Raw genomic sequence first — 23,187 nt, 5'->3', positions numbered from 1 at the left:
TCCTAGATCGCCTTACCGGGGTTGAGGATCCCCGCGGGATCGAACAGGTCCTTGATCCTGCGCTGGAGCTCCCGCACCGGTTCCGGCTGCTCCTGTCCCAGCCACCGGAGCTTGTACTGCCCTACTCCGTGCTCACCGGTGATGGTGCCGCCCATCGCCAGCGCCGCGGTGATGGACTCGTCCAGTGCCGCCTGCAGCCGCTGCATGGCTGCGGAGTCCACGCTTGCCCCCTGCCGGTCGATCCAAAATGTGGGGTGCAGGTTGCCGTCACCCGCGTGGGCCACCACCTTGAGGTGTACCTGCTGCCTGGCGGCCATGGCTTCGAGTTCCGCGACGTAGTCCACCAACCGGGAGCGGGGAACGGCCACGTCCTCGCCTACACGGTACTCGTCGTCCACCTCCGTCCCCCTGCTGTGCCGGCGGAGTTCCACCAGGCGCTCCGCCTCGGCGCTTGCCTCAGTAGTCACCGTTGCCCCGCCGGCGCGGAGGACCTGGCGCACAACCTCCGCTTCCGCGGCGGCGCCAAACCCGTCGGTCTGGACCAGCAGGAGTGATTTTCCGCGGGCGGTGAGGTCGGAGCCGTGGATGTCGTCGAGCTGGGCCAGGGTACCGCCGTCGAGCAGTTCCGTGATCGCCGGCTGGACGCGTGCCTTGCCTACGGCCAGGACCCCTGCGGCAGCCATCCTGAAGTCCGGGTAGAAGGCGGCCACGGTGTGGACTTCCCGTGGCAGGTACTTCAGGCGCACGGTGATTCCGACGACGACGCCCAGGGTTCCTTCGGATCCCACGAAGAGGCCCGTCAGGTCATAGCCCGCCACGCCTTTGAAGGTTTGGTGGCCTGTGTGGATGAGGGACCCGTCGGCCAGGACCACATCCAGTGCCAGGACCGAATCCCTGGTGACCCCGTACTTGGCGCAGCGCAGGCCGCCGGCATTGGTGGCCACGTTCCCGCCGATGGTGGAGCTTCGGAAACTGGCCGGATCGGGGGCATACATGAGGCCGTGCGCTGCTGCGGCTTCGTTGAGGACCGCGTTCACCACGCCGGGCTCCACCATGGCTGTCTCATCGTCTGGGTTCAGGGCGAGGATCCGGTTCATCCGCTCCAGCGAAAGGATGATGCAGTTCCTGGTGGCATGGGCACCACCGGAAACGCCTGTACCCGCACCCCGGGGGACAATGGCCACTCCGCTGCCGGCGCAGGTTTTCATCACCGCCTGCACGTCGGCCACTGATTCGGCGAACACCACCGCCAGGGGAAGCTGGAAATCGATGACGGGGGCCTGGTCGATGGCGTACCGCCGGAGCGAGACCTCGCTGACATCCAGCTGCCCTGGCGCCAGGATGGCCTCCAGCTCGTCAACGATGCTTCCCACAAAGCCTCCACCCGTCGTCGGACATGTCTACCCAGTCTAGGGCGTGCGACGCTCCGGTCTTCTGGATTTGCCGGCGTGCAATCGCTTCCAGTTGTTGGACTGCAGAGCCTCGAAAGTTCGTGCAAAATTAGGCGAAACATGTATGGAAGCGTTTTCATTTATCGCCCGTCCGCCGCTATGCTGGCTTTCATGTCTGTCGATACTGTGACCCAGGACACCTCAGCTGCCACTGGCCCCCTGACGCTCATCCACGCTGCCGATACCGCTCCCGGCTGGTGGCGCTCTGCCGTGATCTATCAGGTCTACCCCCGGTCATTCCGGGACCTGAACGGTGACGGCGTGGGAGACCTCGCGGGAATTACCGAGGAACTGCCGCATCTGGCGGACCTGGGTGTCGACGCTGTTTGGCTGTCACCCTTTTACCGTTCCCCCCAGCGTGACGCCGGATACGACGTCAGCGACTACTGCGACGTTGACCCGATCTTTGGCACACTCGCCGACTTCGACGTCATGATGGCCGAATCCCACCGCCTGGGCCTGCGGGTCATCGTGGACCTGGTGCCCAACCACTGTTCGGACCAGCATCCGGCGTTCCAGGCAGCCCTTGCGGCACCGGCCGGTAGCCCCGAACGGGACATGTTCATCTTCCGTGACGGCACCGGGCCTGACGGAGAGGAGCCACCGAACAACTGGCAGTCACACTTTGGCGGACCTGCCTGGACACGGGTAACAGACGCCGACGGCCGGCCGGGCCAGTGGTACCTGCACCTCTTTGACTCCTCCCAGCCGGACTTCAACTGGGACAACCCCGCCGTCCACGCCGAGTTCGAGCGCGTGCTGCGTTTCTGGTTGGACCGCGGCGTGTCCGGTTTCCGGGTGGACGTAGCCCATGCCCTGGTCAAGGCCCCGGGCCTGCCCGCCTGGGGCGGCCGGGCCGATGGCGGCAACAGCGACGGGTACCCCGGCCACGAGGCACCCATGTTCGGGCAACCCGGCGTCCACGACATCTACCGCAACTGGCGGCTGATCCTGGACGAGTACGGCCCGGACCGGATCCTCTGCGCCGAGGCAAGCGTGGACCTTCACCGGCTGGCCCACTGGGTCAGGCCCGACGAGATGCACCAGGCGTTCAATTTCCCCTACCTCCATGCGGGCCTGGACGTCTACCGGCTGCGCTCGGTCATCACCGATTCCCTGACCGTCCTTGACGGCGTCGGCGCCCCGAGCACATGGGTGCTGTCCAACCACGATGTGGTCCGCCATGCCAGCCGGTTTGGCTACAACGGCCATGGCCCACGGGACGGCGACGGCATCGGGGCGGCCGATCCCCAGCCGGATGAGGAACTCGGCCGGCAGCGCGCAGCTGCTGCCTCGCTGTTCATGCTGGGACTGCCCGGTGCCGCCTACCTCTACCAGGGCGAGGAGCTGGGGCTGCCGGACGGCATCGACATCCCCGGCCACCTGCGCCAGGACCCCACGTTCGCCCGGACCGGCGGGCAGCGGCTTGGCCGTGACGGCTGCCGGGTGCCGCTGCCCTGGCGTGCCGGAGAACAACACCTGGGCTTCGGTTCGGGAAATGAACCATGGCTGCCCATTCCCGCTTCCTTTGGCGGGTTGGCGAGGGACCTGCAGGCGGAATCGCCGTCGTCGCACCTGTCCCTCTACCGCGACGCCCTGGCACGCCGCCGCGACCTGGACCTGGGCCGGGGATCCCTGTCCTGGGCCGAGGACTGGTGCACCGGGTCATCGCTGGGCTACCTCAACGGCACTACGCTGGTGGTTATGAACCTGAACCACGAGCCGCTGGAGATACCTGCGGGCCGCGTCCTTATCCGCAGTACGAGGTCCGGCACGGAAGGACTGCTGGCTTCGGGCGAAACCGCCTGGATCCGCATCACAGCAGCAGGCTGACCATGGCGGGCATCAAAGAAGTTGCCAGCCGGGCCGGCCTGTCCGTGGCCACCGTCTCCAGGGCGCTGAGCGGCAAGTCCAACGTCTCCTCCAGGAGCCGCCGCCTTGCGCAGGAGGCGGCACGGGAACTCGGGTTCGTCCCCTCTTACCACGCCTCCAGCCTCGCCTCCGGGCGGAACCACAACATCGGCCTGGTGGTGCCCAACGTCCAGCGCTGGTATTTCTCTTCGGTCCTGGAGGGCGTTTCGGAAGCCCTCCTGGACGCCGGCTACGACCTGACGCTGTACAACGTGGGAGAGCAGCCGGAGCACCGCAGCAGCATTTTGAACGACTTCCTGCTGCGGAAACGCCTGGACGCCGTCATTGCGGTGGCGCTGGTACTCAGCGAGGAAGAGATCGGCCAGCTGCTCGCCGTGCACCGTCCGATTGTGGGCATCGGCGGGGCGCTGCGGGGCGCCTCGACCATAAGGATCGACGACGAAGGCCTGGCCATGATGGCCACCCGGCACCTGATCGGGCTGGGCCATACCCGGATCGCGCATGTTACCGGGGATGCGGCCTTGAACCGGGACTTCAACCTTCCGCAGCTGCGCCAGAAGGGCTTTGCAGCGGCTATGGCAGCAGCCGGGCTGACGGTGCGGCAAGAGTGGCAGGCCACGGCCGACTTCACCATCCAGGGCGCGTACGCGGCGGGCCGCCGGCTCCTGGGCACCTCCGCTGACCGCCCCACCGCAGTCTTCGCCGCGTCCGACGAGATGGCCGTGGGCATCATGCTCGCCGCCCGGGACTTCGGCCTTCAGGTCCCACAGGACCTTTCCGTCGTGGGGATTGACGGGCACGAACTTGCAGAGACCTTTGGGCTGACCACCATCAGCCAGGATCCACGCGGACAGGGAAGGCTCGCGGCTGCCACTGCTTTGGCCCTGCTGGACAATGCGGGTGGAAGTTCCGAGGGCGCAAGTTCCGAGGGCGCAGGTTCCGACGGCGGCCTAGCGGCGGATGGAGCGCGGGACCAGGAATACCCTACGGAGTTTGTGATCCGGAACAGCACCGCCGTGCCGCCGGACAAGGCCGCGGGGCGGGGCTAGGCCACGCCTCCAGTCGCGCTGTCCTCTGCGGCGTCCCCGGCGCCCATGAACCGCGCATACCTGTCCAGGATCCGGGGCCACGCCTCCGCGTACTCTTGACGCGCGGCGGCAGGATCCTCGGCGCCTTCCCACCCTTCATGGAAGACCCGGACTTCAGTTCCGCCGCCGAGGGCGCGGAACGCCACCAGGAGCTCGGTGGACCACAGCGCCGTAGTGCCGGGATGCCAGGTGGCATGGAAGGACAGGGGCGGCTGCCAGTCATCAAGGGTTCCCCAGATACTGGTGCGGCCGTCATCGGCTGTTTCGAGGATGAGGTTCTCTTCAAACTCCACGTAGGAGCCGGCACCATAGACACTGTGCTGCTCAAGGGGCCACCAGAGGTGGGTGTGCTCCGTGAAACCAACGAAAGCCCGGGCCACGGGACCGGGCACGACTACGGTGTGGACCACCGGTTCCAGCGGCTCAATTGCCCGCTGTCCGGCTTCTTCGAAAGGGTCCTGCGGGTGGCTGAAGATGCTGCTCATGAGGGACTACTCTACCCCCGGGCACGGTGCCCGGGGGTAGAGTCCGCCCGGAGGCAGGGCATCCTCTTTGTGCTGTTCGGTTAAAGCAGCAGGGCCCTGACATTCGTTGTCAGGGCCCTGCTTAATGTGTGTCCGGCGGTGACCTACTCTCCCACACCCTCCCGGGTGCAGTACCATCGGCGCTGTGGGTCTTAGCTTCCGGGTTCGGAATGGGACCGGGCGTTTCCCCCACGCTATGACCGCCGTAACCCTTGTACCCGCCCGCCCGGTGTTTTGTTCGGGGGTGGGAAGTCTGGTGGTTACAACATTGTGGTGTTGTTATTCAGTTGTGGTGGTTCCGTGCCGTGACAACCCCGTGTGTTGGGGGGTTGTTGGTTGGGAACCACATAGTGGACGCAAGCAGAGTTTGTATGTATCTGTGTGGTGTAAGTTGTTGGCCTATTAGTACCGGTCAGCTTCACGAGTCGTTAGTCCTCGCTTCCACATCCGGCCTATCAACCCAGTGGTCTGGCTGGGGGCCTCTCACACCCGAGGGTGTATGGAAATCTCATCTCGAAGCGAGCTTCCCGCTTAGATGCTTTCAGCGGTTATCCCATCCGAACGTAGCTAATCAGCGGTGCACTTGGCAGTACAACTGACACACCAGAGGTTCGTCCGTCCCGGTCCTCTCGTACTAAGGACAGCCCTTCTCAAATTTCCTGCGCGCGCAGCGGATAGGGACCGAACTGTCTCACGACGTTCTAAACCCAGCTCGCGTACCGCTTTAATGGGCGAACAGCCCAACCCTTGGGACCTACTCCAGCCCCAGGATGCGACGAGCCGACATCGAGGTGCCAAACCATGCCGTCGATATGGACTCTTGGGCAAGATCAGCCTGTTATCCCCGAGGTACCTTTTATCCGTTGAGCGACGGCCATTCCACAATGTACCGCCGGATCACTAGTCCCGACTTTCGTCCCTGCTCGAGATGTCTCTCTCACAGTCAAGCTCCCTTGTGCACTTACACTCGACACCTGATTGCCAACCAGGCTGAGGGAACCTTTGGGCGCCTCCGTTACTTTTTAGGAGGCAACCGCCCCAGTTAAACTACCCATCAGGCACTGTCCCTGACCCGGATTACGGGCCGAAGTTAGATGTCCAAAGTGACCAGAGTGGTATTTCAACGATGACTCCACCCGAACTGGCGTCCGGGCTTCAACGTCTCCCACCTATCCTACACAAGCCACTCCGAACACCAATACCAAACTATAGTAAAGGTCTCGGGGTCTTTCCGTCCTGCTGCGCGTAACGAGCATCTTTACTCGTACTGCAATTTCGCCGAGTTTATGGTTGAGACAGCGGGGAAGTCGTTACTCCATTCGTGCAGGTCGGAACTTACCCGACAAGGAATTTCGCTACCTTAGGATGGTTATAGTTACCACCGCCGTTTACTGGGGCTTAAATTCTCAGCTTCGCCTTGCGGCTAACCGGTCCTCTTAACCTTCCAGCACCGGGCAGGAGTCAGTCCGTATACATCGTCTTGCGACTTCGCACGGACCTGTGTTTTTAGTAAACAGTCGCTTCCCCCTGGTCTCTGCGGCCCCGATCCCCTCCACACCGCAAGGGTGTATCAAGGTTGGGGCCCCCCTTCTCCCGAAGTTACGGGGGCATTTTGCCGAGTTCCTTAACCATAATTCTCTCGATCGCCTTGGTATTCTCTACCTGATCACCTGTGTCGGTTTGGGGTACGGGCGGCTAAAACCTCGCGTCGATGCTTTTCTCGGCAGCATAGGATCACCAAATCCCCCCAAACGGGGGTCCCATCAGATCTCAGGCACCATGAGTGGCGGATTTGCCTACCACTCGCCCTACATCCTTAGACCGGGACAACCATCGCCCGGCTCGGCTACCTTCCTGCGTCACACCTGTTAATACGCTTGCCTCCCGGGATCAGGTCCTGCGCTCCACCAAAACCCTCACACCACAAGGGCGCTCGGGCAGGCTTCGGGCAGTTAGTATCCCCCGCTCAGCATGGGCGGTTTTTCGCCGGTACGGGAATATCAACCCGTTGTCCATCGACTACGCCTGTCGGCCTCGCCTTAGGTCCCGACTTACCCAGGGCAGATTAGCTTGACCCTGGAACCCTTGATCATTCGGCGGACGGGTTTCTCACCCGTCTTTCGCTACTCATGCCTGCATTCTCACTCGTGTAGGCTCCACCGCTGGTTTACACCGCGACTTCACCGCCCACACGACGCTCCCCTACCCATCCACACGCCTGAACCACAAGGGCTTAGCTAAAATGTGAATGCCACAACTTCGGCGGTGTACTTGAGCCCCGCTACATTGTCGGCGCGGAATCACTTGACCAGTGAGCTATTACGCACTCTTTTAAGGGTGGCTGCTTCTAAGCCAACCTCCTGGTTGTCTGGGCAACTCCACATCCTTTCCCACTTAGCACACGCTTAGGGGCCTTAGTTGGTGGTCTGGGCTGTTTCCCTCTCGACTATGAAGCTTATCCCCCACAGTCTCACTGCTGCGCTCTCACTTACCGGCATTCGGAGTTTGGCTGACGTCAGTAACCTTGTAGGGCCCATTAGCCATCCAGTAGCTCTACCTCCAGCAAGAAACACGCAACGCTGCACCTAAATGCATTTCGGGGAGAACCAGCTATCACGAAGTTTGATTGGCCTTTCACCCCTACCCACAGCTCATCCCCTCCATTTTCAACTGAAGTGGGTTCGGTCCTCCACGACGTCTTACCGTCGCTTCAACCTGGCCATGGGTAGATCACTTCGCTTCGGGTCTAGATCACGCCACTCACACGCCCTATTCAGACTCGCTTTCGCTACGGCTGCCCCACACGGGTTAACCTCGCGACGTAACACTAACTCGCAGGCTCATTCTTCAAAAGGCACGCCGTCACCAGAATCAGACTGGCTCCGACGGATTGTAAGCACACGGTTTCAGGTACTGTTTCACTCCCCTCCCGGGGTACTTTTCACCTTTCCCTCACGGTACTGGTCCGCTATCGGTCATTAGGGAGTATTTAGGCTTATCAGGTGGTCCTGACAGATTCGCACGGGATTTCTCGGGCCCCGTACTACTTGGGATACTCTCACAGGCGGTACAAACACATTACGGTTACGGGACTAACACCCTCTCTGGCCGGCCTTTCAAAACCGTTCACCTATGCGCGCACATCACACCCCACCAGCCCGGCAGAACTGGTATGGAAAGTCCCACAACCCCGACCATGCAACGCCCGCCGGCTATCACACATGGAACGGTTTAGCCTGATCCGCGTTCGCTCGCCACTACTAACGGAATCACTATTGTTTTCTCTTCCTGCGGGTACTGAGATGTTTCACTTCCCCGCGTTCCCCCCACGCACCCTATGTGTTCAGGTACGGGTCACCGAGTCACTCGCGCGCTCGGCGGGGTTTCCCCATTCGGACACCCTGGGATCACAGTCCGGTTATCGACTCCCCCAGGCTTATCGCAGATTCCTACGTCCTTCTTCGGCTCCTAATGCCAAGGCATCCACCGTGTGCTCTTAAAAACTTGACCACAAAGATCAAAAACATTTCTCGAGAGAACCACAGAAACCAACCACACCCCAACACCCCAAAGGGCATCAACAGCGCAGCCAGATCCAGGTTCATTAATCTTGGAAATTGCTTCTTATACAAGATGCTCGCGTCCACTATGTAGTTCTCAAACAACAACCCCACACCACACACCCCACACACCCAAACAGGCGCACGGAACGTCACGGCAGGGAAACCAGAAACAAACAAACCCGAAGGAAAACCCCCGGCCCTGTTGCCTCAGGACCCAACAGTGTGCCAAACACTACCCAGCAACCCAAACCAGCCGCGTTCCAGAACACCCGCCCTCCCCCGAAGAGAAGAACAAAACATTCGTACTAACCAAACCGGTCCGTGCCACCAGGCACCTATTTGTTGATATTCCACCCATGAGCACCCGCCACGGAACAATCGTCCATGCTGCGGGCTTGCTTCCTGACAACCCCCCACACCGGCATTCACCAGCACAGAAGAGTTGGAGGTGCTCCTTAGAAAGGAGGTGATCCAGCCGCACCTTCCGGTACGGCTACCTTGTTACGACTTAGTCCCAATCGCCAGTCCCACCTTCGACAGCTCCCTCCCACAAGGGGTTAGGCCACCGGCTTCGGGTGTTACCAACTTTCGTGACTTGACGGGCGGTGTGTACAAGGCCCGGGAACGTATTCACCGCAGCGTTGCTGATCTGCGATTACTAGCGACTCCGACTTCATGGGGTCGAGTTGCAGACCCCAATCCGAACTGAGACCGGCTTTTTGGGATTAGCTCCACCTCACAGTATCGCAACCCTTTGTACCGGCCATTGTAGCATGCGTGAAGCCCAAGACATAAGGGGCATGATGATTTGACGTCGTCCCCACCTTCCTCCGAGTTGACCCCGGCAGTCTCCTATGAGTCCCCACCATCACGTGCTGGCAACATAGAACGAGGGTTGCGCTCGTTGCGGGACTTAACCCAACATCTCACGACACGAGCTGACGACAACCATGCACCACCTGTAAACCAGCCCCAAAGGGGAAACCACATTTCTGCAGCGGTCCGGTTCATGTCAAGCCTTGGTAAGGTTCTTCGCGTTGCATCGAATTAATCCGCATGCTCCGCCGCTTGTGCGGGCCCCCGTCAATTCCTTTGAGTTTTAGCCTTGCGGCCGTACTCCCCAGGCGGGGCACTTAATGCGTTAGCTACGGCGCGGAAAACGTGGAATGTCCCCCACACCTAGTGCCCAACGTTTACGGCATGGACTACCAGGGTATCTAATCCTGTTCGCTCCCCATGCTTTCGCTCCTCAGCGTCAGTTAATGCCCAGAGACCTGCCTTCGCCATCGGTGTTCCTCCTGATATCTGCGCATTTCACCGCTACACCAGGAATTCCAGTCTCCCCTACATCACTCTAGTCTGCCCGTACCCACCGCAGATCCGGAGTTGAGCCCCGGACTTTCACGGCAGACGCGACAAACCGCCTACGAGCTCTTTACGCCCAATAATTCCGGATAACGCTTGCGCCCTACGTATTACCGCGGCTGCTGGCACGTAGTTAGCCGGCGCTTCTTCTGCAGGTACCGTCACTTACGCTTCTTCCCTACTGAAAGAGGTTTACAACCCGAAGGCCGTCATCCCTCACGCGGCGTCGCTGCATCAGGCTTTCGCCCATTGTGCAATATTCCCCACTGCTGCCTCCCGTAGGAGTCTGGGCCGTGTCTCAGTCCCAGTGTGGCCGGTCACCCTCTCAGGCCGGCTACCCGTCGTCGCCTTGGTAGGCCATTACCCCACCAACAAGCTGATAGGCCGCGAGTCCATCCAAAACCACAAAAGCTTTCCACCAACCACCATGCGATGGAAGGTCATATCCGGTATTAGACCCAGTTTCCCAGGCTTATCCCAGAGTCAAGGGCAGGTTACTCACGTGTTACTCACCCGTTCGCCACTAATCCACCAGCAAGCTGGCATCATCGTTCGACTTGCATGTGTTAAGCACGCCGCCAGCGTTCATCCTGAGCCAGGATCAAACTCTCCGTTGAAGTAAAACAAAAACAGACACAACCACAACCACCGGAAATAACGGCAGAAACAGCTGCACAAAATTTGAAACCAGCTAAAAACACCATGCACACCACGGGGTGGCGGCACAGCACAATCAACCAATTACATACATAATCGGTATCAACAAACTTGGCACACTATTGAGTTCTCAAACAACAGACACACCCGGCACCACCCAAACCAACGTCCAGGCTCGCTCCGGAGCAACTTTCCAAACTTACCGGCTGATCTCTCTCGTGTCAAACCGGCGTCCGCGACCATCCTCAGCGTTAGCTTGGGGGGTTCGGTTTTCCGTCTGACTCCGTGGAGCAGCGCGGAAATAAACTCTACCACCACTCATTACGGATCGCCAGTCCGCTGCCGGAGGGCGTCCTGCGGGCAGCCAAAAGGCCCGGAACCACGCGGATTCCGGGCCTTTCGCTTACTGCATCTGCCGTTATTTCTTCCCGTCGGCCTGGTCAGCCGATGCGGCCCCGGGCTTGAAGTAGGACGCTCCCAGCGGGGGCAGCGTGACAGTAAGGGTGGCCGGCTGGCCATCCTGTCCCTCGTTGGTGGCCTTCAGCTCTCCACTGTTCAGCACACCCGATCCGCCGTAGGTGGTGTGGTCCGTATTAAGGACCTCGATCCATGCGCCGGCCGTGGGAACTCCAAGGGTGTAGCCGACGTGCGGCGTACCGGAGAAGTTGATGGCGCAGACGACCGGGTTGCCGTCGGCGTCCCATCGGATGAAGGACAGGACGTTACGGTCGGCGTCTCCCCCGTTGATCCACTGGAAACCCGCAGGAACGTTGTCCTGGGTGTAGAGGGCGGGTGTGGCAGCGTACAGCTCGTTCAGGTCCTTGGTCAGCAGCTGCAGTCCGCGGTGCGCGGGGATGTCCGCGAGCCACCAGTCCAGTCCGTGCTGCTCAGACCACTCCGCTTCCTGGCCAAACTCGGTCCCCATGAAGATGAGCTGCTTGCCGGGGTGCGCCCACTGGTAGGCAAAAAAGGCGCGGAGGTTGGCCAGCTGCTGCCAGCGGTCGCCCGGCATCTTGCGGAGCATGGAGCCCTTGCCGTGGACAACTTCATCGTGGCTGATGGGCAGCAGGAAGTTCTCCGTGAAGGCGTAGACCAGGGAGAAGGTGACCGTTCCGTGGTGCCACTTGCGGTTGAAGGGATCCTCGGAGATGTACTTGAGGGAGTCGTGCATCCAGCCCATGTTCCACTTCAGGCCGAAGCCCAGGCCACCGTGGCTGGTGGGAGCGGTGACGCCCGGGAAGGCCGTCGACTCTTCCGCGATCATGACGGCGCCGGGGTGTGTCTTGTAGACGGTGGCGTTGACTTCCTGCAGGAAGGAGATGGCTTCCAGGTTTTCCCTTCCGCCGAAGCGGTTGGGCCGCCACTGGCCTTCCTGGCGGGAGTAATCGAGGTAGAGCATGGAGGCCACAGCGTCCACACGCAGGCCGTCGATATGGAACTCCTCCAGCCAGTACAGCGCGTTGGCCACCAGGAAGTTCCGGACCTCGGTGCGGCCGAAGTCGAAGATCAGGGTGCCCCAGTCCGGGTGTTCCCCCAGCGCCGGATCCGCGTGCTCGTAAAGAGGCTCGCCGTCGAACTGGGCCAATGCCCAGGAATCCTTGGGGAAGTGTGCAGGCACCCAGTCCAGCAGCACGCCGATGCCCGCCTGGTGGAGGGCGTCCACCAGGTAGCGGAACTCGTCGGGATGTCCGAACCTGGACGTGGGTGCGAAGTAGGAGGTGACCTGGTAACCCCAGGAACCGCCGAACGGATGCTCCGCGACGGGCATGAATTCCACGTGCGTGAACCCGAGCCATTTGACGTACTCCACCAGTTCGTCGGCGAGTTCACGGTAGCCAAGGCCCAGCCGCCAGGACCCGAGGTGCACTTCGTAGACGCTCATGGCCGAGTTGTGCGGGTCCCGTTTGGCCCGTGCTTCCATCCATTCGTCGTCCTTGAAGGCGTAGGAAGGTTCCACCACCCGGGACGCCGTCAGTGGTGGCACCTCCGTGCCGAAGGCCAGCGGATCGGCCTTTTCGACCCAGTAGCCGCCCCGTGTCAGGATCTCGTACTTGTAGCAGGCACCTGCCGGGACGCCGGGAATGAACACTTCCCAGACACCGGAGGAACCCAGCGACCGCATGGAGTTTTCCCGTCCGTCCCAGGCGTTGAAATCGCCCTTGACCCGGACGGCCTGCGCGTTGGGGGCCCAGACGGCGAACGACACACCGTTGACGTCCCCAAGCGATGATTTGTAGTGCCGCACGTGGGCACCGAGAACCTGCCACAGTTTTTCGTGCCGGCCTTCACCAATGAGGTGCAGGTCCACTTCGCCTACGGTGGGCAGGTAGCGGTAGGGCTCATCAATGGTCACCGGGTCCTTGCCCGGGTAGGTGACCGAGAGCCGGTAGTCGGGAACGTGGCCCTGGTCCTGCGGATCCAGGACCGCAACCCAAACGCCGTGTGCCTCGTGTTGCATTGGCACTTCACCGGCTTGGGTGACCACGGTGATCGCTTCGGCAAGATGCTTCACGGTGCGGATGGTGACATGCCCGTAGTCGTCCAGGTGCGCGCCCAGGACGGAGTGGGGGGCGTGGTGTTCACCGTTCGCGATCCTGCCCAGGGTGCCTTCATCCACGTGCAGCGGCACCCCCGGCTGGTCAGTTCGTGCTGAGCCTGTCATTTTGTTACCTTCCGATGCTGCACCGGCCTGATCGCCGGCACCGTTACCGCTTAGGAGCCGCCTGGAGGCGTTTACTGGAATCGCCACCCAGTCGGGCCTGTTACGCATTTCATAAACAACTTCGTACAGCGCCTTGTCCAGCCACAATGCCACAAACAGGGGCGAGGTCCGGTCCACCGTGCCGGGAATGACCCCCGCGTACCCGGCAAGGAAGGCATCGGCGCAATCGTCGACCCAGCTGTCCGGGACCTGTGCACCTTCCTGCTCGCGCTGCGCCGCACCGGCCGCGTAGTCGAAGGAGCGCAGCATTCCCACCACGTCCCGGAGTGGTACGTCCGGGACGTTCCGTTCGGAGATGGGCCGCAGGGGCTCGCCCTCGAAATCCAGGATGGCCCAGCGCGATTGGTCGCCGGATTGTCCGGTCACGAGGAGGATCTGGCCCAGGTGGAGGTCGCCGTGGATGCGCTGCAGCGGCCCGGCGGGAACCTTGTCCAGGCCGGCCAGCAGGGCGTCCAGAGCGTCATCGTAAGGCCCGACGGCGGCACGGGCTTCCGCCCAAGCAGCGCGGACACGCTGGGCAACAGCAGCTCCTGGCGCCTTTCCGGGTTCGGGCTCGGCTGACTGCCCCAGTGCCTCCGCCAACCGCTTGTGCACCGTTGCGGTGGCCGCGCCCAGGGCGCGGGCTTCTGCCGTGAAGTCGGTGCCGGAGCGGGCGGCGTCAACCGCCAGCCGCCAGGCGTCGCGGCCGCCGGCGAGGAACTCGTGGGCCACCGCAAGCTCACCTTGGACGTAGCGGCTGCTTTGTCCGGCGTTACCGGATTTTCCGAGCCACTCCCCGCGGACCCAGCCCAGGGTGGCGGGGACTTCCGCTGTGCCGGCCCTGGTCAAGGCAGCACCGACTTCAATCTCCGGGTTGGTCCCGTCCGACAGGACGCGGAAGAATTTCACCATGGCGGCAGATTCGCCGTCGTCCACGATGACTGAACTGTTGGACTGCTCCCCCGAGAGCACCTTCACCACGCCCTTGGCAGTGGGCAGGCGGTGCGGCCCTTCCACCCGGAATCCGGTGGCACTGCCGCTCGCGGCCTTCGACCCGTCCCGGATGAGGTCGAGCCAGGCGCCTACGAAGTCGGGGTCGTGGACAGCGTCGTAGACCCAGGGACGGGTTGGATCCATTCCCGCGGCTTCGCCTACCAGCGCCCGTTCCATGCCGCCGGCCGGTGCCGGGCGGAAGCTCAAGGGGACCTGGACCACGGCGCTGCGCGGGCCGCCGTCGGGCCCCTCCATGGTGACGTTGAGGAGGAATACGGCCAGCGCGGCGTGCCCGGTGGGATCCTCCAGGCCCAGGCTGCCGGCCTGGGAAATGGCGAAATCGGGTGTCTTGACGGGGAACCATCGCTGCTGCGGCAGCCATTCCTTGAGCAGCGCGGTCAGGGCGGGAGTGAGGATTGGCTGGTTCATCTCAGTTCTCTATCGACAGGATGGGCATGGCCTGGGTGAAGGGCGACGACGGATTGGACCCCGCCGACCGCATGCGGAGCCAGAAGAAGTCATGGCTTCCGAGGGTCAGGGTGAGGGTGCCGTCATCGCCGATGCCGGGGAAGATCTGTCCACCGAAGACGTCGCGCAACCCGCGCCCGGCATATTCCGGAATGCGCAGCGTGGCGGCGACGGGGTGCTGGGAGAGGTTGAAGGCGCACAAAATTATTTCTCCATCGACGCCCGCAGGGTTGCTGTCCGGCAGTTCACGGAGGTAGGCCAGGACGGCGTCGTGGTCCGCCTCCACGTGCTTGAACCCGCCCAGTCCGAAAGCCGGGTGGTTCTTGCGGACGCTGAGGATCTGCCGGGTCCAGCGCAGCAGGGACCCGGAGTGGGCAGCCTCCGCTTCGACATTGGCCATGCCGTAGTTGTAGACCAGCGACTGGATGGGCGGCAGGTACAGCTTGCCGGGATCCGCATGGGAGAAGCCGGCATTCCGGTCCGGGTTCCACTGCATGGGGGTGCGGACGGCGTCGCGGTCCTCAAGCCAGATGTTGTCCCCCATGCCGATCTCATCCCCGTAGTACAGGAAGGGGCTGCCCGGAAGCGAGAGCAGGAGGGCATTGATCAACTCGATCTCGGCGCGGGAATTATCAAGCAGCGGTGCCAGCCTGCGCCGGATGCCGATGTTCGCCCGCATCCGGGGGTCGGGGGCGTACCAGCCCAGCATCGCCGCGCGCTCATCGGCGGTGACCATCTCCAGTGTCAGCTCGTCGTGGTTCCGGAGGAATGTTCCCCACTGCGCGCCCTCGGGGATGTCGGGGGTGTCGCGCATGGTTTCGATGATGGGAGCGGCCTTCTGGTCCCGCAGCGCGTAATAGAGGCGGGGCATGATGGGGAAGTGGAACGCCATGTGGCATTCGGGTTCCTCAACGGTGCCGAAATACTCCACCACTTCGGTGGGCGGCTGGTTTGCCTCGGCAATGATGACGCGGCCGGGATAGCTTTCGTCCACCATGGCCCGCAGCCGGCGGAGGAACTCGTGGGTGGCCGGGAGGTTCTCGCAGTTGGTGCCCTCTTCCTCAAAGAGGTAGGGGATGGCGTCTGCCCGGAAACCGTCGATCCCCTGGTCCAGCCAGAACCGGACAACGTCGAAGACGGCGTCGATCACCTTCGGGTTTTCGAAGTTCAGGTCAGGCTGGTGGCTGAAGAACCGGTGCCAGAAGAACTGCCGGCGGATGGGATCGAACGTCCAGTTCGATTCCTCGGTATCGACGAAGATGATGCGCGCGTCCTGGTACTTCTCGTCCGTGTCGCTCCAGACGTAGAAGTCCCCGAAAGGGCCGTCCGGGTCCTTCCGCGATTCCTGGAACCACGGGTGCTGGTCGGAAGTGTGGTTCAGGGGCAGGTCGATGATCACCCGGACGCCGCGGGCATGGGCTTCTGCCACGAGGCGCTTGAAATCGCTGATGGTGCCGAATTCGTCCAGGACGGAGTTGTAGTCGGAGATGTCGTAGCCGCCGTCGCGCAGCGGTGACTGGAAGAACGGGGGCAGCCAGAGGCAGTCAACGCCCAGCCACTGCAGGTAATCCAACCGGTCGATGAGCCCGGAGAAATCCCCGGACCCATCGCCGTTGGCATCCGCAAAGGCCCTGACAAGTACTTCATAGAACACGGCCTTGCGGTACCACAGCGGGTCATGCTGGAGGCCAGGGGCATTTAGCTCGAACGTGCTCTTTGGGGTGAAGTGGCCGGAACTTTGCGGATTAAAACTCACGAATGCATTCTCCTCACGCTCAGGATGTGGGCCGGTTCCACGTGCGGGTCGAGCCGCACATAGTTGTACTCGCCCCACTCCCAGCTTTGGCCGGAGATCAGGTCGTCAACGTAGAAGCCGCCGCCCGGGGTGCGGTCCTGCGGATCGAGCTCCAGGGCTGCCAGGTCCAGCACCACGCTGCTTTCCTTGGTGACATGCGGGTCCACGTTGACCACCACGATGATGGTGTCCTTGGTCCCGTCGGGAAGGGTCTTGTGCTTGGAGTACACCACCGTGGATTCGTCCGTGCTCTGGTGGACCGTCAGGTTCTGAAGGTCCAGCAGCGCCGGGTGGTCACGGCGGATGTGGTTCAGCCGTGTGATGTACGGTGCCAGCGAGCGCCCGGACTCGGCTGCGGCGTCCCAGTCGCGGGCCTTGTACTCGAACTTCTCGTTGTCGATGTACTCCTCGGCGCCGGGCCGGGCCACATGCTCGTACAGTTCGTAGCCGGCGTAGACGCCCCAGAGCGGGCTTCCGGTGGAGGCAAGGACCGCCCGGATCCGGAACGCGGCGGGGCCGCCGTACTGCAGGTATTCGGTCAGGATGTCCGGGGTGTTGACGAAGAAGTTGGGGCGGAAGAAGGCCGGGGATTCGTGGCTGACTTCGTCGAAGTACGCCTCGATCTCCTTCTTGGTGTTGCGCCAGGTGAAGTAGGTGTAGGACTGCTGGAAGCCGGCCCTGCCCAGTGCGTGCATCATGGCGGGGCGGGTGAACGCTTCGGCGAGGAACACCACGCCCGGGACCGTTTTATTCACTTCGGCAATAAGCCATTCCCAGAACCACACCGGTTTGGTATGCGGGTTATCCACCCGGAAAATCTTTACGCCGTGGCTGACCCACAACAGGACAATCCGCAGAATTTCCCGGGAAAGCCCTTCAGGATCATTATCGAAATTGAGCGGATATATGTCCTGGTACTTCTTCGGCGGGTTTTCGGCGTAGGCAATGCTGCCGTCCACCCGGGTGGTGAACCATTCCGGATGGGACTCCACCCAAGGGTGGTCCGGGGCTGCCTGAAGCGCAAGGTCCAGGGCAACTTCCAGGCCCAGTTCGTTGGCCCGCGCCACGAAGGCGTCGAAGTCCTCGAAGGAACCGAGGTCGGGGTGGATGGCGTCATGGCCGCCCTCCTTGGCTCCAATGGCCCAGGGCGAGCCGGGATCATTGGGGCCGGCAACCAGGGTGTTGTTGGGTCCCTTGCGGTGCTGCACGCCGATGGGATGGATGGGCGGCATGTACAGGACGTCGAAGCCCATGGCGGCCACGGCGTCGAGCCGCCTTGCCGCGGTCCGGAAGTTTCCTGACGTCCAAGCGCCCGTGTTGTGGTCCTTGACCGCGCCTTCAGAGCGGGGGAAGAACTCGTACCAGGCGCCGCGGCCGGCGCGGTCCCGCTCCACCAGGAGGGGGAACTTCTCGGAAACCGTCACCAGTTCCCGGATGGGCTGCCGGGCCACGATGTCAGCGATTTCCTGGCTGAACCCTGCCCCGAGCCGTTCCTCGGTGCTGCGGGACTGGTCGGCCAGGACGTCGGAGGCGTGCCGCAGCGCTGCCCGGTCCACCTCGTCCCGGAAGTCCTCGGTGGACGCTTCGCCCAGCAGTTTGGCACCTTCGGTAAGCATGAGTTCGACGTCGATCCCGGCGTCGATCTTCACCTCGGCGTTGTGGTGCCAGGTGCCGTAGCGGTCGTGCCAGGCTTCGATCACAAAGGACCAGTTCCCGGTTTCCGACGGCGTGAGCACGCCTTCCCAGCGGTCCGTTCCCATGCCGCGTTCCCCGCGGGGCGGCGCGAGCCGCACACGCTGGCGCTCCGCGCCGGAGGGGTCCAGGAGCACGGCGCTCACACCGAGCTGGTCATGCCCTTCGCGGAAGGCGGTGGCGCCCACCACGATGGCTTCGCCGGGCAGGGCTTTGGCCGGAAACTTGCCGCCCTCGACGACGGGCTGCACTGCGGTAATGGGAAAACGCCCGAACCGAAGGCCCTCCGTGATACGGCGCTGGGGCATTTTGGTGGATGCGGCACTGGTTCCTGAGTTAGTCGTCACAGGCTCGACGTTAGCGAGAAATGGCCAGGATTGCTAAGCGTGCTCACTAAAATTCCTCGCGCCGCGGCCCAATTTCTTCACGCCCCTGTCATTTACCCAAAAGAAACCGAAAGCTGGTTCCAGCCGCGCATGTTGTCGATTAGTGTGACGCAGGTGAAGGCAATCCGCAGGTTTACGGTCCGTACAGTCCTCCCCGAGCCCATCCGGCCCCTGGCCAGGCTGGCCAGCAACTTGCGGTGGTCCTGGCACCGGCCCACGCGGGAGCTTTTCGCGGCACTGAACCCGCGCCTCTGGGAGGAAAGCGGGCAGGATCCCATCGGCTTCCTGGGAATGGTCAGCCGCGAGGAATTCCAGCGGCTCGCCGCGGACCAGTCAGTGGTGGACCGGGTGCGGGCTGCCGAAGAGGACCTCGACCGGTACCTTGAGGAGCCCCGCTGGTACCAGGGCCTGGGCCCGGACGCCCCAGCCTCCATCGCCTACTTCTCCCCCGAGTTCGGCATTACCGAGGTCCTCCCCCAGTATTCGGGCGGCCTGGGCATCCTGGCCGGTGACCACTTGAAGGCTGCCTCGGACCTGGGTGTTCCCCTGATCGGGGTGGGCCTGCTGTACCAGGCGGGTTATTTCAAGCAATCACTCTCGCGCGATGCCTGGCAGCAGGAGACCTACCCGGTCCTGGATCCGGACGGGCTGCCCCTGACCTTGCTCCGCGAGCCGTCCCCCGACGGCAACGGCAAGGCCCTGCAGATCTCACTCCCCCTCCCCAACGGAAGGCGGCTGCTGGCACACATCTGGCGTGCCGACGTCGGACGCGTTCCCCTGCTCCTGCTGGACTCCAACGTGCCGGGCAACGACGATGCCGCCCGCAGCATCACGGACCGGCTGTACGGGGGCGGCGGCGACCACCGGCTGCAGCAGGAACTCCTGCTCGGCATGGGCGGCGTCAAGGCCCTGCGCGCTTTCCAGAAGCTGACAGGCTGCGCCGCACCGGAGGTGTTCCACACCAATGAAGGGCACGCCGGGTTCCTTGGGATCGAACGCATCCAGGAGCTGATGTCCGGTGAACAGGCCCTGAGCTTCGACGAAGCACTGGCCGCGGGGCGTGCCTCCACGGTGTTCACCACGCACACGCCCGTCCCGGCAGGCATTGACAGGTTCGAAATCAACCAGATCAGCCACTTCTTCCAGGCCGGCCTGGCTCCCGCGGTGCCGCTGGACCGGGTCCTGGAACTGGGCAGGGAAAACTATGCGGACGGCAACCCGTCCGTCTTCAACATGGCGGTGATGGGCCTGCGCCTTGCCCAGCGCGCCAACGGCGTGGCCAAACTGCACGGCGAAGTGTCCCGCGGCATGTTCTCCGCCCTGTGGCCGGGCTTCGACCACTCCGAGGTGCCCATCACCTCGGTTACCAACGGCGTGCACGTGCCCACCTGGGTGGACAGCCGCATCTCCAAACTGGCCCGCGACCAGTTCGGCAGCGAGGCGGAAGCGCTGGGCAAATGGGACCTGGCCTACAACGTCAGCGACGCCGATGTCTGGGCGCTTCGCCGGGAGATGCGGGCTGCGCTGGTGGAGGACGTCCGCCGCAGGCTGCGCGCTGCCTGGAAGAAGCGCGGCGCGGCCGACGCCGAGCTGGGCTGGACGGACAGCGTCCTGGACCCGGATGTGCTGACCATCGGTTTTGCCCGCCGGGTGCCCACTTACAAACGGCTCACCCTGATGCTGCGCGAACCTGCCCGGCTCAAGGCCCTGCTGCTGCACAAGGAGCACCCCATCCAGCTGGTCATCGCTGGAAAGTCGCACCCTGCCGATGATGCCGGGAAGAAAATGATCCAGGACCTGGTGCGCTTCACGGACGATCCCGAGGTGCGGCACCGTATCGCGTTCCTGCCCAACTACGACATCGCCATGGCCAGGACCTTGTTCCCGGGCTGTGACGTCTGGCTGAACAACCCGCTGCGGCCGCTGGAGGCCTGCGGGACCTCCGGAATGAAGGCGGCGCTGAACGGCTCGCTGAACCTGTCCGTCCTGGACGGCTGGTGGGATGAGATGTACGACGGCGAGAACGGCTGGGCGATTCCCACCGCCAACAACGACGCCTCCCCCGAGGAACGCGACGACATCGAGGCGGCGGCGCTGTACGAGCTGCTTGAAACGCAGGTGGCACCGCGCTTCTACGGGAGCACGGTATCCGAGGGGGCAGGAGCTGCCGGGCCTTCGACCACCAGGAGCGAGAAGGTCCCCACGCACTGGGTGTCCATGATCAAGCACACCCTGTCCCACCTGGGTCCGGCCGTTTCCGCGGAGCGCATGCTCCGCGACTACGTGAACATCCTGTACCGCCCCGCCGCCGAAGCCGGCCGCAGCGCCACCGCCAACTCCTATGCCCAGGCCCGTGCCCTGGCGTCGTGGTCGGCCAAGGTCCGCGGGGCCTGGCCCCAGGTGCACGTGGAGCACGTGGATTCCGTGGGTGTGTCCGAGGATCCGCAGATCGGCGACACACTGCAGGTCAACGCCTACATAGCGCTGAATGCCCTCACCCCCGAGGATGTCTGCGTGGAAGTGGCTTATGGCCGGGCCGAAGAGAACGACGCCCTGGCAGACATCACCATGATGGAGCTGCAGGTGAAGGAGGACCTTGGCAACGGACGGCACCTGTTCAGCGGTTCGCTGGTGATCGACCGCTCCGGACCGTTCGGATACACCGTCCGCGTACTGCCCCGGCATGAAGCACTGGCCTCCAAGGCGGAGCTGGGGCTGATCGTCAACGCTTAGCCCGCCGCTCCGATGGGTACGGCTCCTGGGCAGGCAGGGACCAACCCGACGCAGGAGGGCGCAATGACCGAACGTACGGTAGCGGATGTGATCGTGGAGCGCCTCACCACGTGGGGTGTGGGGCGGGTCTTCGGCTACAGCGGGGACGGCATCAACGGATTCATGGGTGCCCTGCGCCGCACCGATGGACGGGTTGAGTTCGTCCAGGCCCGGCATGAGGAGTCGGCGGCCTTCATGGCCGTGGGCCATGCCAAGTACACGGGCGGAGTGGGCGTGGTGACCTCCACCCAAGGCCCCGGCGCCGTCCATCTGCTCAACGGGCTGTACGACGCGAAGCTGGACGGCGTGCCGGTGGTGGCCATCGTGGGGCAGCAGAGCCGCACCGTGCTGGGTTCGGCCTACATGCAGGAAATCGACCTCAACGCCTTGTTCAACGACGTCGCCTCCCAGTTCGTGCAGCTGGTGAGCGCGCCCGAGCAGGTGCCCATGGTGCTGGACCGTGCCTTCCGGACGGCGAAGGCAACCTCCTCCCCCTGCGTGGCCATCATTCCGCATGACGTGCAGTCCGCGCCTGCCCCGGAGCTGGAACAGCAGCACGGCATCGTTGTCACAGCCCCCTCCTGGAGTGCTGCGGCCAAGAGCCCCCGCGGGGAAGACCTGGCCGCCGCAGCTGCCCTCCTCAATTCCGCAGAGAGGGTAGCCCTCCTGGTGGGCCAGGGTGCCAGGCACGCCGGCAAGGAAGTGGTTGCCGTGGCGGAAAAGCTTGGGGCCGGCATCGCCACCAGCCTCCTGGGCAAGCCCTACGTGGATGAGAACCTGCCCTTCGCGGTGGGAACCATGGGGCATCTGGGCACCACGGCCAGTGCCCACCTTCTGGGCAATTGCGACGCCCTCCTCATAGTGGGTTCCAACGACCCCTGGACCGAGTTCTACCCGCCGCCCGGGGCCGCGCGCGCCGTGCAGATCGACATTGACGAGAAGAAGATCGGCAACCGCTACCCCGTGGAGGTGGGCCTGGCGGGAGACGCCGCGTCCGCCCTGGAAGCCTTGAACCAACGGCTGGAACACCGCCCACGCACCCAATGGCGTTCAGATGTGGAGGAGGCCGTCAGCCGGTGGCGCATCCTCTCGGCAGACCGGGCTGCAGTTGCGGCGAGCCCCATTAATCCTGAACGTGTGGTGCGTGAGCTTAACGGCAGGCTGCCGGAGAACGCCCAGCTGAGTTTCGACGTCGGAAGTTGTGTTTACTGGTATGCCCGTCAACTGGTGCTGCCCCTGAACGTCCCGGCGCACCTGTCCGGGACGTTGGCCAGCATGGGCTGCGCCATCCCTTACGGGATTGCCGCCAAGCTGGCGCATCCGGACCGCCCGCTCGTGGCCCTGGCCGGGGACGGTGCCATGCAGATGCTGGGCGTGGCCGAGCTGGTCACGGTGGCGCACAGGTGGCGCCAGTGGCAGGACCCACGGTTCGTGGTGTGCGTCTTCAACAACCGGGAACTTACCGAGGTCACGTGGGAGCAGCGTGAGTCGGAGGCCGAGCCGAGGTTTGCCGCAAGCCAGGAGCTTCCCGATTTTCCGTTCGCCGGCTACGCGGAACTGCTGGGTTTGAGGGGCATCCGGGTGGAGGACCCGGAGCAAATCGCAGACGCCTGGGACCAGGCCTTCGCCGCGGACTGCCCCGTGGTGATCGACGTACTGACCGACCCCGAGGTCCCGTTGCTTCCGCCGTTCCCGGCCGGGCGCCAGAAGGCGGAGAGCATGCGGAAAGGGCTGTCAGCGGAGGACGACGGCGGCCGGGCCTCTGCGCTGCTGGACACCTATGCCGCGCACGAGGAGCGACCGGAGGGCTAGCCGCGTGTGCCCGGTCCCTTGGGGAGGAACGGGACTTTCAGGACGGGA

9 protein-coding genes and 3 rRNA genes are annotated in these 23,187 nt (G+C 63.4%); 4 read left to right on the top strand and 8 right to left on the bottom strand.

All coding sequences use genetic code 11. The features are described from left to right. Positions 1–2: 2 nt before the first annotated feature. Positions 3–1,373, bottom strand: a complete 1,371-nt coding sequence (locus tag LDO14_RS03900; RefSeq protein WP_018772050.1) for an FAD-linked oxidase C-terminal domain-containing protein — start codon at positions 1,371–1,373, stop codon at positions 3–5. Between the two features lie 177 nt (positions 1,374–1,550). On the opposite strand from LDO14_RS03900, the gene LDO14_RS03895 reads away from it, so the two are divergent. Together LDO14_RS03895 and LDO14_RS03890 are read left to right on the top strand one after the other, a co-directional pair. After that, on the top strand, positions 1,551–3,284 hold the full coding sequence (locus LDO14_RS03895; protein ID WP_018772051.1) for a glycoside hydrolase family 13 protein: 1,734 nt from the start codon (positions 1,551–1,553) through the stop codon (positions 3,282–3,284). Between the two features lie 2 nt (positions 3,285–3,286). Beyond that, positions 3,287–4,372 (top strand): LacI family DNA-binding transcriptional regulator, encoded by a 1,086-nt coding sequence (locus tag LDO14_RS03890; RefSeq protein WP_018772052.1) that lies wholly within the window; start codon positions 3,287–3,289, stop codon positions 4,370–4,372. Here the strand turns inward: LDO14_RS03890 and LDO14_RS03885 are convergent. From LDO14_RS03885 to LDO14_RS03855, 7 genes are all read right to left on the bottom strand, one after another. After that, positions 4,369–4,896 carry a hypothetical protein gene (locus LDO14_RS03885; protein ID WP_018772053.1) on the bottom strand — a complete coding sequence of 176 codons (528 nt, stop codon included), beginning with the start codon at positions 4,894–4,896 and terminating at the stop codon, positions 4,369–4,371. The two genes, LDO14_RS03890 and LDO14_RS03885, sit on opposite strands and share 4 nt — an antisense overlap. Positions 4,897–5,026: 130 nt before the next feature. Further along, positions 5,027–5,143 (bottom strand): 5S ribosomal RNA (rrf, locus tag LDO14_RS03880). A gap of 173 nt (positions 5,144–5,316) precedes the next feature. Beyond that, positions 5,317–8,445 (bottom strand): 23S ribosomal RNA (locus LDO14_RS03875). 512 nt (positions 8,446–8,957) lie between these two features. Further along, positions 8,958–10,480: ribosomal RNA gene (locus LDO14_RS03870) — 16S ribosomal RNA — on the bottom strand. The 16S, 23S and 5S rRNA genes sit together here, the layout of an rRNA operon. A 458-nt stretch (positions 10,481–10,938) precedes the next feature. Next, positions 10,939–14,643, bottom strand: a complete 3,705-nt coding sequence (locus LDO14_RS03865) for a 1,4-alpha-glucan branching enzyme (protein WP_223993859.1) — start codon at positions 14,641–14,643, stop codon at positions 10,939–10,941. A gap of 1 nt (position 14,644) precedes the next feature. Further along, a complete protein-coding gene (treS, locus tag LDO14_RS03860) occupies positions 14,645–16,438 on the bottom strand; it encodes a maltose alpha-D-glucosyltransferase (RefSeq protein WP_018771179.1) in 1,794 nt (597 codons plus the stop codon). Next, positions 16,435–18,477 (bottom strand): alpha-1,4-glucan--maltose-1-phosphate maltosyltransferase, encoded by a 2,043-nt coding sequence (locus tag LDO14_RS03855; protein ID WP_134165860.1) that lies wholly within the window; start codon positions 18,475–18,477, stop codon positions 16,435–16,437. The genes treS and LDO14_RS03855 overlap by 4 nt, the downstream gene beginning before the upstream one ends. A gap of 192 nt (positions 18,478–18,669) precedes the next feature. On the opposite strand from LDO14_RS03855, the gene glgP reads away from it, so the two are divergent. Both glgP and LDO14_RS03845 read left to right on the top strand, forming a co-directional pair. Then, positions 18,670–21,288: an alpha-glucan family phosphorylase gene (gene glgP / locus LDO14_RS03850; RefSeq protein WP_208324298.1), complete on the top strand. Its 2,619-nt coding sequence runs from the start codon at positions 18,670–18,672 to the stop codon at positions 21,286–21,288. 63 nt (positions 21,289–21,351) lie between these two features. Further along, positions 21,352–23,139: a thiamine pyrophosphate-requiring protein gene (locus tag LDO14_RS03845; protein WP_223993857.1), complete on the top strand. Its 1,788-nt coding sequence runs from the start codon at positions 21,352–21,354 to the stop codon at positions 23,137–23,139. The last annotated feature ends 48 nt before the right edge of the window (positions 23,140–23,187 follow it).

It is taken from the genome of Arthrobacter sp. NicSoilB11 (genome assembly GCF_019977375.1).
In the GTDB taxonomy this organism is placed as follows: domain Bacteria; phylum Actinomycetota; class Actinomycetes; order Actinomycetales; family Micrococcaceae; genus Arthrobacter.
This window is presented reverse-complemented; position numbering and strand designations above follow the sequence as displayed.

Bases quoted from the DNA above. Each gene is read 5' to 3' on its own strand.
- LDO14_RS03895 (WP_018772051.1), top strand. From the start codon at position 1,551: ATGCTGGCTTTCATGTCTGTCGATACTGTGACCCAGGACACCTCAGCT.
- LDO14_RS03890 (WP_018772052.1), top strand. From the start codon at position 3,287: ATGGCGGGCATCAAAGAAGTTGCCAGCCGGGCCGGCCTGTCCGTGGCC.
- LDO14_RS03885 (WP_018772053.1), bottom strand. From the start codon at position 4,896: ATGAGCAGCATCTTCAGCCACCCGCAGGACCCTTTCGAAGAAGCCGGA.
- LDO14_RS03865 (WP_223993859.1), bottom strand. From the start codon at position 14,643: ATGAACCAGCCAATCCTCACTCCCGCCCTGACCGCGCTGCTCAAGGAA.
- LDO14_RS03855 (WP_134165860.1), bottom strand. From the start codon at position 18,477: ATGCCCCAGCGCCGTATCACGGAGGGCCTTCGGTTCGGGCGTTTTCCC.
- LDO14_RS03845 (WP_223993857.1), top strand. From the start codon at position 21,352: ATGACCGAACGTACGGTAGCGGATGTGATCGTGGAGCGCCTCACCACG.